11 protein-coding genes are annotated in these 14,346 nt (G+C 63.2%); 3 read left to right on the top strand and 8 right to left on the bottom strand.

Going from position 1 to position 14,346, the window contains the following annotated elements; translation table 11 throughout:
* Window position 1: 1 nt before the first annotated feature.
* Window positions 2-1,219 carry an MFS transporter gene (locus FJ425_RS19595; protein ID WP_140632494.1) on the bottom strand — a complete coding sequence of 406 codons (1,218 nt, stop codon included), beginning with the start codon at window positions 1,217-1,219 and terminating at the stop codon, window positions 2-4.
* 452 nt (window positions 1,220-1,671) lie between these two features.
* Here FJ425_RS19595 and FJ425_RS19590 point away from each other — a divergent pair, with 452 nt between their 5' ends.
* The 3 genes from FJ425_RS19590 to FJ425_RS19580 all read left to right on the top strand — a co-directional run bounded on the left by FJ425_RS19590 (window position 1,672) and on the right by FJ425_RS19580 (window position 6,606).
* A complete protein-coding gene (locus tag FJ425_RS19590; protein WP_140632491.1) occupies window positions 1,672-3,048 on the top strand; it encodes a LamG-like jellyroll fold domain-containing protein in 1,377 nt (458 codons plus the stop codon).
* A 455-nt stretch (window positions 3,049-3,503) separates the two neighbouring features.
* The gene (locus FJ425_RS19585) at window positions 3,504-4,760 is read left to right on the top strand and encodes an NAD(P)-binding domain-containing protein (protein WP_140632488.1); all 1,257 of its coding nucleotides are present in this window, start codon (window positions 3,504-3,506) and stop codon (window positions 4,758-4,760) included.
* On the top strand, window positions 4,753-6,606 hold the full coding sequence (locus FJ425_RS19580) for a thioesterase domain-containing protein (RefSeq protein ID WP_181175977.1): 1,854 nt from the start codon (window positions 4,753-4,755) through the stop codon (window positions 6,604-6,606). The genes FJ425_RS19585 and FJ425_RS19580 overlap by 8 nt, the downstream gene beginning before the upstream one ends.
* 125 nt (window positions 6,607-6,731) lie before the next feature.
* Here the strand turns inward: FJ425_RS19580 and FJ425_RS19575 are convergent, their stop codons facing one another.
* The 7 genes from FJ425_RS19575 to FJ425_RS19545 form a co-directional block, all read right to left on the bottom strand.
* Window positions 6,732-7,094, bottom strand: coding sequence for a Dabb family protein (locus tag FJ425_RS19575; RefSeq protein ID WP_140541880.1), 363 nt, complete (start codon window positions 7,092-7,094; stop codon window positions 6,732-6,734).
* Between the two features lie 10 nt (window positions 7,095-7,104).
* Window positions 7,105-8,733, bottom strand: coding sequence for a choline dehydrogenase (locus tag FJ425_RS19570; protein ID WP_140632482.1), 1,629 nt, complete (start codon window positions 8,731-8,733; stop codon window positions 7,105-7,107).
* Window positions 8,734-8,739: 6 nt separating this feature from the next.
* The gene (locus FJ425_RS19565) at window positions 8,740-9,501 is read right to left on the bottom strand and encodes a 3-ketoacyl-ACP reductase (RefSeq protein WP_140632479.1); all 762 of its coding nucleotides are present in this window, start codon (window positions 9,499-9,501) and stop codon (window positions 8,740-8,742) included.
* Between the two features lie 292 nt (window positions 9,502-9,793).
* Window positions 9,794-11,296 (bottom strand): GMC family oxidoreductase, encoded by a 1,503-nt coding sequence (locus FJ425_RS19560; RefSeq protein ID WP_140632476.1) that lies wholly within the window; start codon window positions 11,294-11,296, stop codon window positions 9,794-9,796.
* A 6-nt stretch (window positions 11,297-11,302) separates the two neighbouring features.
* Window positions 11,303-12,418, bottom strand: a complete 1,116-nt coding sequence (locus tag FJ425_RS19555; protein ID WP_140541876.1) for an ABC transporter ATP-binding protein — start codon at window positions 12,416-12,418, stop codon at window positions 11,303-11,305.
* 21 nt (window positions 12,419-12,439) lie between these two features.
* Window positions 12,440-13,384 (bottom strand): carbohydrate ABC transporter permease, encoded by a 945-nt coding sequence (locus FJ425_RS19550; RefSeq protein ID WP_140541875.1) that lies wholly within the window; start codon window positions 13,382-13,384, stop codon window positions 12,440-12,442.
* Window positions 13,381-14,340, bottom strand: a complete 960-nt coding sequence (locus FJ425_RS19545) for a sugar ABC transporter permease (RefSeq protein ID WP_140541874.1) — start codon at window positions 14,338-14,340, stop codon at window positions 13,381-13,383. Before FJ425_RS19545 ends, FJ425_RS19550 begins: the two co-directional genes overlap by 4 nt.
* Window positions 14,341-14,346 lie beyond the last annotated feature (6 nt).

Here is a 14,346-nt window from a genome sequence, read left to right as displayed (position 1 = left end):
CTCAACCGAGGACGGTCATCACCTGGCCGCGCTTTTCCGGACTGAAGCGGATGACGACGATGATGCAGACGGCGACCACGCCGGCAAACAGGGCCAGCGCATAGCCGTAGCTGCCTCCCGGCGCTTCGGCGATGCCGGCCTGATACGGGCCGCCATAGGAAGCGGCGAGATTGCCGGCTTGGTAGATGAAGCCGGGCAAGGTCGCCCGCACCGAGCCCGGCGATAATTCGTTGAGATGCACCGGGATGACGCCCCAGGCGCCCTGCACCGCGACCTGCATGATGAAGGCGCCGATCGCCAGCATGAAGGGCGTGGTCGTGTAGGCCCAGAGCGGGATTGCCGGCAGGGCGATCACACAAGCGAGCGTGATGGCGTTGATGCGGCCAATCTTCTCGGACAGCGCGCCGAAGGCCAGGCCGCCGACGATGGCGCCGATATTGGCGACGATGGTGATCCAGCTCACCGTGTGCGTGTCGAAGCCGTGCTGCTTCTTCAGGAAGGTGGGATAAAGGTCCTGCGTGCCATGGCTGAAGAAGTTGAAGAACATCATCAGCACCACGGCGTAGAGCGCGATCCGCCAGTGCTTCCGCAGCGTTTCCAAAAGGCCGGGCCGTGCCTGGGCGCGGCCTTCGACGAACGCCGGCGATTCCGGTACATGCGAGCGGATGAACAGCACAACCAGCGCCGGCAGGAAGCTCAGGAGGAACATGGCGCGCCAACCGAAGGTAAAGTCGCCGATCTTCTGCCCGTAGAGCAGCCCGTAGACAACCGCGGCCAGCAGATAGCCGGCCGGATAGCCGCATTGCAGAATGCCCGAGACCGTGCCGCGCGCGCTCGGCGGAATGGATTCCATGGCAAGCGAGCTGCCCAGACCCCATTCGCCTCCCATGGCGATGCCGAACAGGGCACGCAGCGCCAGGAATATGCCGAGATTGGGCGAGAAGGCGGCTAAAGCGCCGATCACCGAATAACTGACGATATTGAGCATCAGAATGGGCTTGCGGCCGTATCTGTCGGCAAGCATGCCGAAGAAGAACGCGCCGATGAAGCGCGTCGCCAGCGTCAGGAACAGTGCTTTGGAGACCGCCGGCACGTCAGTCTGGAACTCAGCGGCAATATCGGTGAGCAGGAACGTCAGAAGGAAGAAATCAAAAGCGTCGAGCGTCCAGCCGAGGAACGATGCGGTTACGGTTTTCTTCTGCTCGGTGGTGAGGGTCAAGGCAGTCCTCCTTTTGCATCCCCCAAAGGCCACGATATGTTCCACCAGGCGCAAGGATATGTTCCACCAGGTGCAAAAGAGAACAGCTGGTTTGCCGGTTTTCGAGGACCGGCGGTCACATTTCCGTAAACGCTGGAGCGGTTCAGCGTTTCACGGAATCGCCGAACCGCTGTAAGTCTTTGTTTTGCGCAATTCCGAAAAGGAACCCTGTTCCCGCGCGCCGCCGAGACGCAATCAACAAGGACTCGAAGTCAGGCATTCGAACTCTTCCCATCCAATTCTTGTTACTTGACAGTATACGAACGGGTGAGAGGCACTTGGTCGCAAGGCTGATATCTCGTGAAGGTCTGCCTCTGGACAATCCCGTAAACGCCTTGACATATGAGGGCGTGAGCGGACGGGCTTTCGTGACAGGGTCCAATCCCGATCTTCGAGTTGCATTGTGGGCCCCAGTGTTGCTGCTCACTCTAGCTGCTATCGCGGTTCCCGTGGAGATGCGGGACCTCGGCCACGCAACGCTGGACTTCAGGGCTTATCCTGGCGACTTCGTAGCAAATGTCTTGGGATTTGTGCCGGTGGGGCTGGTTTTCGCCAGGCTGGGCCGGTTGCAAGCAATAGTTGCGGTAGCCTTGCTATCAACGACCGCGGAAGTCAGCCAGCTCGTGATGATGTATCGCGACCCTTCCGGAGCGGATATTCTCGCCAACACCATCGGCGCTGCGCTGGGAGCCGGCATCGGCACCTATTGCGAGCTTCGGCCCCCAGAACTCGCTTTGAACCGGTGGACGGGATGGGGAGGCGCTATCGGGGCGTGCGCGATCGTGATCTGGGGTTTGGTTCCAGCGGCAAATCCTATCAATACGCGAGGATTCACATCGCCGGGAACACTCGAGGCTCATTGGAAATTCGACGAGCCGGGCGGAAACACCGCAGGGGATTCTTCCGGACACGGCTTGAATGGAAGATTCCACAACCCGCCCAAGCGAGTCTCGGGCGTTCTGAATGGTGCGGCCGCTTTCGATGGTGCAACCGACTCAATCGATCTCCAGCAATCCACACCGTTGCGGCTCGCCGGCAGCATGACGATCACCGCTTGGATCAATTCGTCAAAGTTTCCGGCAAATGACGCGGCGGTAATATCGCAATTCGGCGGAGACGCCGGCTACCAACTGGACACGACCGTGGACCGAGGGCCCCGCACGATCGGCTTCAAGCTCACCAACTCGCACGGGGAACTCATGGCCCGGTACGGGGCCACTCCTCTGGCCCTTGGCGCCTGGTACCATATCGCGGGCGTATATAATGCTGCGGCCCGGACCCTGGACGTCTACCTCGATGGCGAACTGGACAATGGCGATCTTCTTGGCACCATAACGCCACAACAGCGCAGCGCGCGCGCGGGTGTTGCGGTGGGGCAGCGCCGGGACGCCGACGGCTATGCGTTTGCTGGTTCCATTGACGACGCGCGAATCTACTCACTGGCGCTGACCCGAGAGGAGATAAAGGCGGTGATGCGCGGCGATGGAATCGGCAGGGCGACGGAACACGAGCGTCCAAGGGCGGCCGACCGCATACGCATGTCCGACAAAGAGGATACGATAATCCCGCTGCGGGCGGCAATGCTCGGGATGATGACGGCAATCGCCATTCTGAGCTGGTGGCGCTCGGCCGGGCAAACAGCTTGCCTGCTTGCCGGCCTGTTCGCGGGATTGTTGCTTCTGCCGCCCCTGTTTTCATATCTGCCCTTGTTCAACCTATGGCTGATACCGCTGGTTAGTCTTGCCGGAGGCGCGTCAGTCGCACTGACGACCCGGTGCTCGTCGCAATAGTCTGTGCCAAGCCTCGACCCCTTGTTGGGCATCGGCGCTCGAGGACTCCGTCGCACAAGTCGCTGGGCGGCGCGAAGCACCGCCGACCTAGGGACCTAAAATCTTACTTCTCTCCTGCGTTTTCTGCTGCCGGATAGGGGTGAGACAGACTAACGGTGTAGGGAGCTACCCCTACTCTACTCCGATCTGTGCTGTTACTAATGCCCAGCTGGATTTTGTCTCGGCAACGGCGGATCTCGTGGCGGCTCACCTACCTTTCAACAATCATTCTGACTCCCTACCGGAACCGGGCGGTCTACTCCGCAATCGCTTAGGACACGCGGGACGCGGCGGCTCTCGCAATCAGACCCGCAGCCACGAGTCTAAGGAAGGCCACCGGTGGGTTGCGGTGGCAGCCGGATGGCGGCATCGCGCCGACAGTCTCTTCGGCAACACAGACTGGGAGAAGCGGTGAGATGGGGGCGTCGAGCGTGGATGTTGCTGTCGTGGGGGCGGGCCCTTATGGGCTATCCGTCGCGGCAAACGTCATCACAGCGGGCCGAAGCCTGCGGGTCTTTGGAAATCCGCTTCAGACCTGGTGCACGGCCATGCCGGCCGGCATGAAGCTCAAGTCGGACGGCTTCGCGTCCAACCTGTCGGCGCCGGGTCCCGGGTCGACCCTCGGGGAGTTCTGCCGTACCAGAGGGATTCCCTACGGCGACAAGGGTGAGCCGGTGTCGCTCGAGACCTTTGTTGCCTACGGACTGGACTTCCAGCGACGCTTCGTCCCTCACCTGGAAACCGTGAACGTTAGTCATATCGGACGCAGCGGCGATGGGTTCAGGCTGACAACCGAGGAAGGTCAGACGGTGCTGGCCCGGCGCGTCGTGCTGGCCGTCGGCGTCACGCATTTCAGGGTGGCGCCGAGAGAACTGGCGGACCTTCCCGCATCGTTGGCCAGTCACAGCGCCGACCACCGCAATATGGATCGCTTCGCTGGGCGCGATATCGCTATTGTCGGCGCAGGCGCGTCGGCAGTCGATCTGGCCGCTGCGCTGATCGACGCAGGCGCTCGCCCGAAGATCGTGACCCGGGCGGATCGAATCCGTTTTGCTTCTGAGCCCACTGCCGGTGAGCCGCCGCTCCTAGGGCGGCTGACGCATCCCTCGTCGCCACTTGGACCTGGTTGGCGGTCCCGCCTTGCGAGCGACCTGCCGCAGATTTATCGCCTCCTCCCGGCTCGCTTGCGGCTGAACATCCTGCGCCGACATCTCGGGCCGTCCTCCGCATGGTATCTCCGCGGCAAGGTGCTGGGAGGTGCCGAGGTCCTGGCCGGCCATCATCTGCAAGGCGCGGCGCCCACCGGGAACGGCGTGCGGCTGAAGCTGGGCGATGCATCCGGCAAATCGAAAACCCTCGACGTCGATCATGTCATCGCTGCAACCGGCTATTGGCCGCAGATCGAACGTCTGCAATTTCTAGACAAGTCGCTGCGAGGAGCAATCCGCCATGTGGCCGGCGTGCCGATCCTGTCGCACGATTTCGAGACTTCGGCTCCCGGCCTCTACGCGACGGGACTGGCTGCGGCCAGCAGCTTCGGCCCTCTTATGCGTTTCGTTGCCGGCGCCGACTACACGGCTCGCCGGATTGTGCAACACCTGGAGACAACCCGCGTACGCCGAAATGTCGGCGTCGCGGACAGCAGAGCGCCCAGGCAGCCTGAATATGAGTGACGCTGCCGTCATCGAGTATGAGTCGGACCGGTTTATCTCAGCTGGAGAGACTCGCCCGGCAGCCTTGCCGCTGGAGCTCCTGCGCGACGGCACAGCCGCCGATACGGTGTTTTTCTTCCCGGGCTTGGGTGGACACGCCCGCGAGCTGGCCCGGCTGGCAGAGCGGCTGGCGATGCCAGGGCGTATCTTCGGCCTCTCCTACTTGTTCCAGACCGGGAGAAGCAATGCTCTTGGTCGCCTCGCCGCCTCGGCGGTTACTGCCTTGCGTACGGTCCAGCCACACGGCCCCTACCGGCTGGTTGGCTACTCCTTCGGAGCCCTCGTCGCGGTGGAAGTTGCTCGGCAACTGAAACATGCGGGCGAGAAGGTGGCGCCGCCGATCCTGATCGATGCATATTACGACCAGCGGTTCTGGCCGGGAAAGGCATGGTGGTTCGGGCAGGTCCGCAGGACCAAGGCCCAACTGGTCCAGATCGGCTGGCGGTTGCCCGGCCCTGCATTTCGCGAATTGACCTTCCGCGCCCGGCGGTTGGCACAAAGGCTCCAGTCGAGATGGCGGAGCTCGGCGCCGCCAGTTGACGAACCGACACCGGAGACGCTCGCAGACGCCAATATGGCCGCATTGCGCGCCTACGATCCTCCATTCTATCCCGGTGCTCTGATACTGCTCAGCGCTGGCGATCCCACCATGTTCGGCTGTCGACCGGCCGATCTCTGGCGTGCGAGAAGCTATGGGCTTGTCGTCGAGGAAGTCGCCGGCGACCATCTCGACCTTGTGCGGGCCACAACGTCGATCGAGCGGCTCGCAGGATTGGTCGACAAGCATTTGGGGCCGGAGGGTACCGCTCATCGGCCTCTCGCCCTCGTCGTCACGACCTTCCGCTGGCCAATGACCGTCGGCGTCGTCGCGGCCCTCGCGCGGGGCGGCTTCAGAGTCGTGGCGCTTTGTCCAAGACGGCATCCGATGCGGCGCCAGCCGGGCTTGGCGTCGTACCGCATGCCGTGGCAACATCCAGAGCGCGCGCTTAGGACACTCATCGCGCGCGTTAATCCGGATCTTGTAGTCCCCTGTGACGAGCCCGCATTGGACCTGGTGAGGAATATCCGCGACAGCTGCCGAAGTGCGTGGCCGGACCTCTCCCGCTCCGAGATGATCGAAATTGCGCTTGCTGCCGGGGTCAAGGCGCCACCGACGCAACGTATCGGCGATCCTGCCGAGCTAGACAAATGGATTAACGCATACGGTCTGCCGATCGTGTTGAAAACCGACCGCAGTTGGGGTGGCCGCGGAGTGGCCATCGCCCGTGACAGGGCGCATGCCGCCCATCTGTGGCGCTGCCTATCGCGCCGTCCGAGCCTCTTCCGCGCCCTCAAACGGGCGATCGTGAACGCCGACCTCAGCTCACTGCGGGATCTGTGGCGTGGCCGCAAGCCCTTTGTGCACGCACAAGCCTATGTGGCCGGACGCGACGCCAACGTCGCGCTCGCTGTCGTTGACGGAAAAGTGTTAGCCGCGGTGGCAGTGGAGGTGCTGGAAAGCCGATGCAGGAACGGTCCTGCGAAGACAGTTCGCGTGATCGACCATCCCGGGATACTCCAGGCCGCCAGCAAGGTCATGGAGCAATTACGGCTGACGGGTCTCGTTGGGATCGACTTCATTCTCGACGAAGAAGGAACCGCCCATCTGATCGAAGTCAACGGCCGGGCAACCCCGACCTGTCGATTGGCCCTTGGCCGCGACCGCGACCCGGTGGGTGCGCTGCGCGCCAACTTCTCGGGCGCCGCGGCAGCGGCATCGTTGCAAGGCGCTGTTGGCCAGGTCATCGACCTAGACGCGCTCGATTGACGGCTTTCGTGTTAAAGTATCTTCCGAAAGCCTGCAACGCGTGCAGCGGTTTCGGGACAAAGACATGAGTAAAATCAAAGACCTACGGCATGTCGCGTGAATCCTTGTTGGATCGTCGCCCCAATCTAACTCTTTGTTGGAGCATGATCTTTTCCGAAAACCGGTTCCCACTTTTCGGATTCATGCTCGAGATCGATGACCATCAGCCCCTCAGTGCCGCCTTCAAGCGCGGCGACAAGGCGCGCGCCGGCGCGCTGATGCGCCTCGTGCACGAGATAGGCGTCACGCGCCGCAGCGTCGCGGAAGTCGATGGTGAAGCCGTGGCCGAAGCCGCGCCCGAACGGCTCCGGGCTGACATTGGCGCTGAACTGCACCTTATCCATGCCGGCGATAATGGCGCGCAAGGCTTCGAGATCGGCGTGAATCGCCGCGCGCTCGGTTTCAGGAACGTCGTCGCGAAAGCGGACAAAGACGCAATGCCGGATCATCGTTGACGCCTCATGCCGCCTGGTTGCCCTTGAACACGGCCGGCGGCAGCGGCTCGCGGCCGAGGATGAGATCGGCGCCCTTTTCGCCGACCATGATCGTCGGCGCATTGGTGTTGGAGGAGGGAACGCGCGGCATCACCGAGGCGTCGCAGACGCGGAGACCTTCGATGCCGCGCAGCCTCAAATCCGGCGTCACTACGGCCATCGCATCATGCCCCATGCGGCAGGTGCCGACGGGGTGGTGGTCGGTCTTGGAGGAGCGGCAAGCGTAGTCGAAGAAGTGCGCGTCGCTTTGCAGTGCAGGGCCGGGCAGCACCTCGCGCAGCACATAAGGCTGCAGCGCCTTTTGCCGCATGATCTCGCGGGCCAGCCTCAGCCCTTTGATCGACATGTCGCGGTCGTAAGGATCGGACCAGTAGTTCGGATCGATCAGCGGGTGGTCGGCCGGGTCGGCGCTCTTCAGCCGCACCGTGCCGCGCGAGCGCGGGCGCAGGAAGGCGGAGTTCAGTGTCACGCCCGGATTGTTCAGCTTCTCGACGCCTGCCTCGATGCCGGAGCCGAGGCCGAGATGGAACTGGATGTCGGGCGAGGCGGCGGTCGGGTCGGCGTACCAGAAGCCGCCGGTCTCGAACAGGCTCGAGGCGACGGGGCCCTTCTTGAGCAGCAGATATTGCAAGCCGGCCCACATCGTGCGGTGCAGCTTGGCGTAATTGTCGTAGGTGTGGTCGCCGGTGCATTCGGCGATGACGAACAGGTCGAGATGATCCTGCATGTTGGAGCCGACGCCGGGTAGGTCATGCACGGGCGTGACGCCCACCGACTTTAGATGGTCCGCGGGGCCGATACCGGATTGCATGAGGAGTTTTGGCGAGCCGATGGCGCCCGACGAGACGATCACCTCGCGTTCGGCGCGCAATATGATCTTCTCACCGCCTGGCTTGTCGGCGATCTCGACGCCGACGGCGCGACCCTTCTCGACGACGACGCGGGTGACGAGCACATCGGTCCTGACCGTCAGGTTCTTGCGGCTGCGGATCGGCTTCAGATAGGCCACGGAGGCCGATGAACGCCGCGCATCCTTCTGGGTCAGCTGATAGTAGCCGACACCTTCCTGGCTGGCGCCGTTGAAATCCGGATTGAACGGTATGCCCATTTCCTGCCCGGCGCGGAAATAGGCCTCGCAGATCGGCAGCGGCGAGATCGGGTTGGAGACGCCGAGCGGCCCTTGGTCGCCATGGAAATCGTTGGCGAAGCGCTGGTTGTTCTCGGCGCGCTTGAAATAGGGCAGAACATCGCGATAGCCCCAGCCGGCCAACCCCTCTTCCTTCTCCCAGGCGTCATAGTCGCGGGCATTGCCGCGCGTGTAGATCTGGGCGTTGATCGACGAGCCGCCGCCGACGACCTTGGCCTGCGTGTACCAGAAGACGCGGTCCTTCATATGCCCCTGCGGCACTGTCGACCAGCCCCAGGAGGCGATGCCCTTGGTCATCTTGGCAAAGCCCGCCGGCATGTGGATCAGCGGATGCCAGTCCTTGCCGCCGGCCTCCAGAAGCAGGACGGAATTGGAAGGATCCTCGCTCAGCCGGTTGGCGAGAACGCAGCCGGCCGGACCGGCGCCGACGATGATGTAGTCAGCCATGGTTCCTCACAAGCGCGGCACGGAGAGCGCGCCGTCGACATCGATGACCGATCCGGTCGAAAAGGCGAACTTTCCTGAGGCAAGCGCGGCCACGACGGCGCCGATGTCGCCGGCCTCACCCCAGCGTTTTGCCGGCACCAGGCCGTCCTCGATCAGCGCGTCATATTTGGCGGAAACGCCCGCCGTCATATCGGTGCGGATGATGCCTGGCCGGACCTCGAACACGCCGATATTTTCTGGTGCAAGCCGCAGCGCCAGGTTCTTCACCCACATGGACAAGCCGGCCTTGGAGATGCAGTAGTCGGCGCGTTCCGGCGAAGCCATGGCGGCGCTGACCGAGGTGATGGTGATGATCGATCTGGCATGGGCGCCCGGTGTTGCGAGCATCGCTTTGGCGACGGCCTGGCTGAGGAACACCGTGCCGCGCAGGTTGATATCCAGAGCGCGATCGAAATTCTTCGGCTTCAGCTCCAACAGATCGCCGCGCACAACGGCGCCGACGCCGGCATTGTTGACCAGGCAATCGATGTGGCCGAAGGCGCTGATTGCGGCTTCGACCAGCCTCGAATGACCAGCGATGTCGGCAATGTCACATTGGGCATAGGCGAATTTCGCGCCGCGCGCGGCGATGTTCTCCGCAAGGCCCTTGGCGGGCTTCTCGGCAAGGTCGGCGACAAGGACGTCGAAGCCGGCATCCGCCAGCGCTTCGGCGCAAGCGAGGCCGATGCCCCGAGCGCCGCCGGTGACGATGGCTGCTGGGCGGGTCATTGGCGGGTCCCGCGTAGGCCGGCGCTGCCCCTCACCCTCTTGTCCCCGTTTACGGCAGGGCAACCGCATGAGACTTTGGCAGTTCGGATAATCCGACATGACTTGGCGTCATCCTCGGGCTTGTCCCGAGGATCTACCAGCCCGTGAACTGGTCGCGCTATATTTGCGTGCGGCGGCGGATCCTCGGGACAAGCCCGAGGATGACGGCCTTGCGTTGGCCTTCGCCGATAAACCCCATATGCGATTGTCCTGCCGTTTACGGGGGGAGCGGGTGAGGGGCGGCGCCGGTCTATCATGAAGAAAGCTCCGTCTTGCGGATATGGTCGGCAACCCGCAGCGCCTGCGCCGCGATCGACAGCGCCGGGTTGACGGCGGCCGATATCGGCAGGAAGCCGCCGTCGACGACGAACAAGTTTGGATGGTCCCAGGCGCGGCAGAAGGGGTCGAGCGGCGATGTTGCCGGGTCGTTGCCCATCTTCACGGTGCCGCATTGGTGCGACGGCGTGCGCTTGTCGAAGGGCCGCGACAGAACGATCGGATAGCCGCAGGCGCGAAGGTTCTCGCGCATGACCTTGGTCAGGCCATCCAGCGACTGCATGTTGGAGCGCCGCCACTGCATGACGATCTCTTTGCCGTCGACCATGATGCGGCTTTCGGGATCGGGCAGGTCCTCGCACATCAGATACCAGTCGACGGCGTGGCCGGCCACGAAGTCGAGCGCGAATTTCGGCATCCTCTTCACATTGGCCTTCAGCATGTTGCCGTCGATCTTGCCGAGCAGTTGCACATTGCCGAGCGGCTTGCCGCCCTTGCCGTCCGACAGATAGTAGTCGTTGAGCATCAGCGTCTTCTGGTAGACGCTATCGTTGCGGCGGCGCGGGTCGATCGCCAGCATCGCGCTCGAATTATGGTTCATGAAATTGCGCCCGACCTGGTCGGAGCTGTTGGCGAGGCCGTTGCCCGTCGCGGAGGGCGAGCGCAGCAGGATGGCGGCCGAGTTGATCGCGCCTGCCGACAGGATGACGAGCTTCGGCGACAGCGTCTTGTGCGCGCCGTTTTGGGTGTAATGGATGGCGGCGATCGACTTGCCGTCCGGCGCGGTTTCGAGCCAGTCGACATGCGCGCCGGTCTCAAGCCGGATGTTCTTGTCGGCAAGCGCTGCCGTCAGCGGTCCGGTCTGAGCGTCGATCTTGCCCTGGCCGGTGTTGGGGAAGGCGTCCCAGCCCGTCCTGCCGTCCTTCAGCCAGGCCTCGATGTCGACGCCGAGCGGTAGCGAGGCAGGATGCAGGCCGAGAGCTTTGAGCTCGGCGCGGGCGCGCGCGATCGGCGGCTCGTCCGGCACCGGCTTGAAGGCGTAGGGGATCGAATGGAACGGCTCGGTCGGGTCTTCGCCCAGCGTGCCGCGAACCCGAAACAACTGCTCGGCCTTCGAATACCACGGCTCGAATTCGTCATAGGAAAACGGCCAGGCCGGCGAGATGCCGCCGAAATGCTCGAGCTTGGAAAAATCCTCCTTGCGGTAGCGGATCAGGACGGCGCCGAAGAATTTCGAATTGCCGCCGACATAGTAGTAGTTGCCGGGGTTGAAGGCAGCACCGCCGGCCTCGCACCACATCTCCTTCGGCCGGTAGTGCTCGTCGATGAAGATGGAGCGCGTCGAGCGCGCATGCGGCGTCGCGGGCAGCGGCTCGCCGCGCTCCAGGATCAGGATCGAGGCGCCGCTGCCGGCCAAGCCGGAGGCGATCGTGGCGCCGCCGATGCCGGAGCCGATGATGACGATATCCGGGTTTGCCATAGCTCTTTAAAGAATGCGCTTCTCGGTCGCCGGGTCGAAGAACACCGCCTTGCTGAGGTTGAAGGCCAAAGGCGTGCTGGTGCCGGGCTGGATATTCGCATCGGCCCTCAGCCGCGCCACCACGCCCTTGCCGCCCAGATTGGTGACGGCGAACGTGTCCGATCCCGCCGGCTCCACCACTTCGATATGGCAGTCGGCCGTAGCGATGCTGGAAGCGTTGCGTTCCGCACCTTCCGGGTCGGTCAGCGCTTCGGGGCGCACGCCGAAGATCACCGGCTTGTCCTTGAAGGCCGCAAGACCGGAGGGCGCGCCGGGCATCGGCAGCACGATGGGCTGGCGCGCCTCGCGGTCGAGCACCACCGAAAGGCCGCTGCCATTGGCGCCGATCTTGGCCGGAATCAGGTTCATCGCCGGCGAGCCCATGAAGTCGGCGACGAAGATGTTGGTCGGGTTGTTGTAGATTTCGGCCGGGGTGCCGAACTGCTGCACCTCGCCGTCGCGCATGACGGCGATCTTGGTCGCCAGCGTCATCGCCTCGATCTGGTCGTGCGTGACATAGACGATGGTCGTGCCGGTCGTGGCGTGCAGGCGCTTGATCTCGATGCGCATGTCGACACGCAGCTTGGCGTCGAGATTGGAAAGCGGCTCGTCGAACAGGAAGAGCTTCGGGTCGCGCACCAGCGCCCGGCCCATGGCGACGCGTTGGCGCTGGCCGCCGGAAAGCTGGCTCGGCTTGCGTTTGAGGAGATGGCCGATCTGCAGGATCTTCGCCACCTTGTCGATCGCCGCCTGGCGTTCCGCCGCCGGCACGCCGCGCATCTCCATGCCGAAGGCGATGTTGCCGGCCACCGTCATGTTCGGATAGAGCGCGTAGCTCTGGAACACCATGGCGATGTCACGCTTCGAAGGATGCAGGTCGTTGATCGCGCGACCGTCGACGCGGATCTCGCCCTCGGTGATCTGCTCCAGGCCGGCAATGGTGTTGAGCAGCGTGGACTTGCCGCAACCGGACGGGCCGACCAGCACCAGGAAGCCGCCCTTTTCGAGCTCGACATCGATGCCCTTCAGGATCTCGACATTCCCGAAGCGCTTCTTCAGCCCATCAATTTCCAGAAAAGCCATGGTCGTTCCTTCCAAATGTGGTCAGCCCTTGACCGCGCCGGCCATCAGCCCGCGCACGAAATAGCGGCCGGCGACGACATAGACGATCAGGGTGGGGAGCGCGGCAATCATCGCCGCCGCCATGTTGACGTTGTATTCGACGACGCCCGTCGAGGTGTTGACGACGTTGTTCAGCGCAACCGTCATCGGCATCACGTCGCCGGACCCGGCATAGGCGGAGGCGAACAGGAAGTCGTTCCAGATGTTGGTGAACTGGTAGATCACCGTCACAACGATGATCGGCAGCGAATTGGGCAGCATGATGCGCCGAAATATCTGGAAGAAGGACGCGCCGTCGACTTGTGCCGCCTTCACCAACTCGGTGGGGAAGGCCTCGTAATAATTGCGGAAGAACAACGTGGTGAAGCCGAGGCCGTAGACCACATGGACGAAGACCAGGTTCACGGTGGAATTGCCGAGACCGAAACTAAAGCCGGTCGCGTTCTGCAAGGTGACACCGAAGCGGCCGAGGCTGCCGAGGATCGTCGCCATCGGCAACAGCACCGACTGGAACGGGATGAAGCAGGCGAACAGCATCATGGCAAAGACCAGCGTGTGGCCGCGGAAGCGCCATTTGGTCAGCACATAGCCGTTGAGCGCGCCGAGCAGCGTCGAGATCAGCACCGCCGGCACGACCATCTTGATGGAGTTCCAGAAGTAGCCCTTCATGCCGACGCAGGTCAGGCCCGAGCAGACTTCGCTCCACGCCTTTATCCACGGTGCGAAGGTCGGCGCATGCGGCAGCGACAGCATGTTGCCGTTCTGGATCTCGTCCATGGTCTTGAACGAGGTGACCAGCATGACGAAGAGCGGCATCAGATAGAAGATCGCGAACAGCCCAAGCAGCCCGTAGATGACGATGCGGTTGAATGTCCTGGCACGGGCGCCGCTTGCGGCCTGGCTGGCGGGTGAAGCGACGGCGCTCATCGCGACTTCTCCCTGAGTTCGGAATAGAGATACGGAACGATGATGGCGGTGATGGTCATCAGCATGATCACCGCGCTGGCCGAGCCGACCGCCATCTCGTTGCGCTTGAAGGTGAACTCATACATGAAGTTGGACGGCAGCCAGGCCGAGCCGCCGGGGCCGCCGCTGGTCAGCGCGACGACGAGGTCGTAGGACTTGATCGCCAGATGCGCGAGCACGATGAAGGCCGACAGGAAGACGGGCCGCAGCAGCGGGATGACGATGCGGCGATAGAGCTGGAAGGCGGAGGCGCCGTCGATCTGCGCGGCCTTCATGATCTCGCCGTCGATGCCGCGCAGGCCGGCCAGGAACATCGCCATGACGAAGCCGGACGCCTGCCAGACGCCGGCGATCACAACCGTGTAGATGACGAAATCCTTGTTCTTGATCCAGTCGAAATGGAAGCTCGTCCAGCCCCACTGATGCAGCGTCTGTTCCAGCCCGAGGCCGGGATCGAGGAACCATTTCCAGGCGACGCCGGTGACGATGAAGGAGAGCGCCATCGGGTAGAGGTAGATCGGCCTGAGCACGCCTTCGCCGCGGATCTTCTGGTCGAGCAGGATGGCCAGGAACAGGCCGAGCGCCAGGCAGATCAGGATGTAGAGGAAGCCGAATATGCCCATATTGGTGATCGAGGTGTACCAGCTCGACGGCGGGTCGCTCTCGAAGGTCCAGCGCCACAGCCGCTGATATGCGCGGGCTCCGGTGACGGCATAGGACGGGAATGTCTTGGAATTGGTGAAGGACAGATAGATCGTCCACAGAATGAAGCCATAGACGAAGACGATCGTCGCCGCGAAGCTCGGCGCCAAAACGATCTTCGGCAACAGATCCTGCAGCCGCGACCGGACCGACGCGCCGGGACGGGCGTCATGCTCCGGCGTCAGCTTGATCTGGGTTTCGGCAACTGTGCTCATCGGCTC

It is taken from the genome of Mesorhizobium sp. B2-7-2 (assembly GCF_006440775.1).
Taxonomy (GTDB): Bacteria; Pseudomonadota; Alphaproteobacteria; order Rhizobiales; family Rhizobiaceae; genus Mesorhizobium.
The sequence above is the reverse complement of the archived record's forward strand: the minus strand, read 5'-3'. Positions and strand labels throughout refer to the sequence as shown.

What these genes read in the sequence shown, in the direction of transcription:
- FJ425_RS19570 (WP_140632482.1), bottom strand. Translation starts at nt 8,733, where the DNA reads ATGGCTGACTACATCATCGTCGGCGCCGGTCCGGCCGGCTGCGTTCTC.
- FJ425_RS19575 (WP_140541880.1), bottom strand. Translation starts at nt 7,094, where the DNA reads ATGATCCGGCATTGCGTCTTTGTCCGCTTTCGCGACGACGTTCCTGAA.
- FJ425_RS19580 (WP_181175977.1), top strand. Translation starts at nt 4,753, where the DNA reads ATGAGTGACGCTGCCGTCATCGAGTATGAGTCGGACCGGTTTATCTCA.
- FJ425_RS19585 (WP_140632488.1), top strand. Translation starts at nt 3,504, where the DNA reads ATGGGGGCGTCGAGCGTGGATGTTGCTGTCGTGGGGGCGGGCCCTTAT.
- FJ425_RS19550 (WP_140541875.1), bottom strand. Translation starts at nt 13,384, where the DNA reads ATGAGCGCCGTCGCTTCACCCGCCAGCCAGGCCGCAAGCGGCGCCCGT.
- FJ425_RS19545 (WP_140541874.1), bottom strand. Translation starts at nt 14,340, where the DNA reads ATGAGCACAGTTGCCGAAACCCAGATCAAGCTGACGCCGGAGCATGAC.
- FJ425_RS19555 (WP_140541876.1), bottom strand. Translation starts at nt 12,418, where the DNA reads ATGGCTTTTCTGGAAATTGATGGGCTGAAGAAGCGCTTCGGGAATGTC.
- FJ425_RS19565 (WP_140632479.1), bottom strand. Translation starts at nt 9,501, where the DNA reads ATGACCCGCCCAGCAGCCATCGTCACCGGCGGCGCTCGGGGCATCGGC.
- FJ425_RS19560 (WP_140632476.1), bottom strand. Translation starts at nt 11,296, where the DNA reads ATGGCAAACCCGGATATCGTCATCATCGGCTCCGGCATCGGCGGCGCC.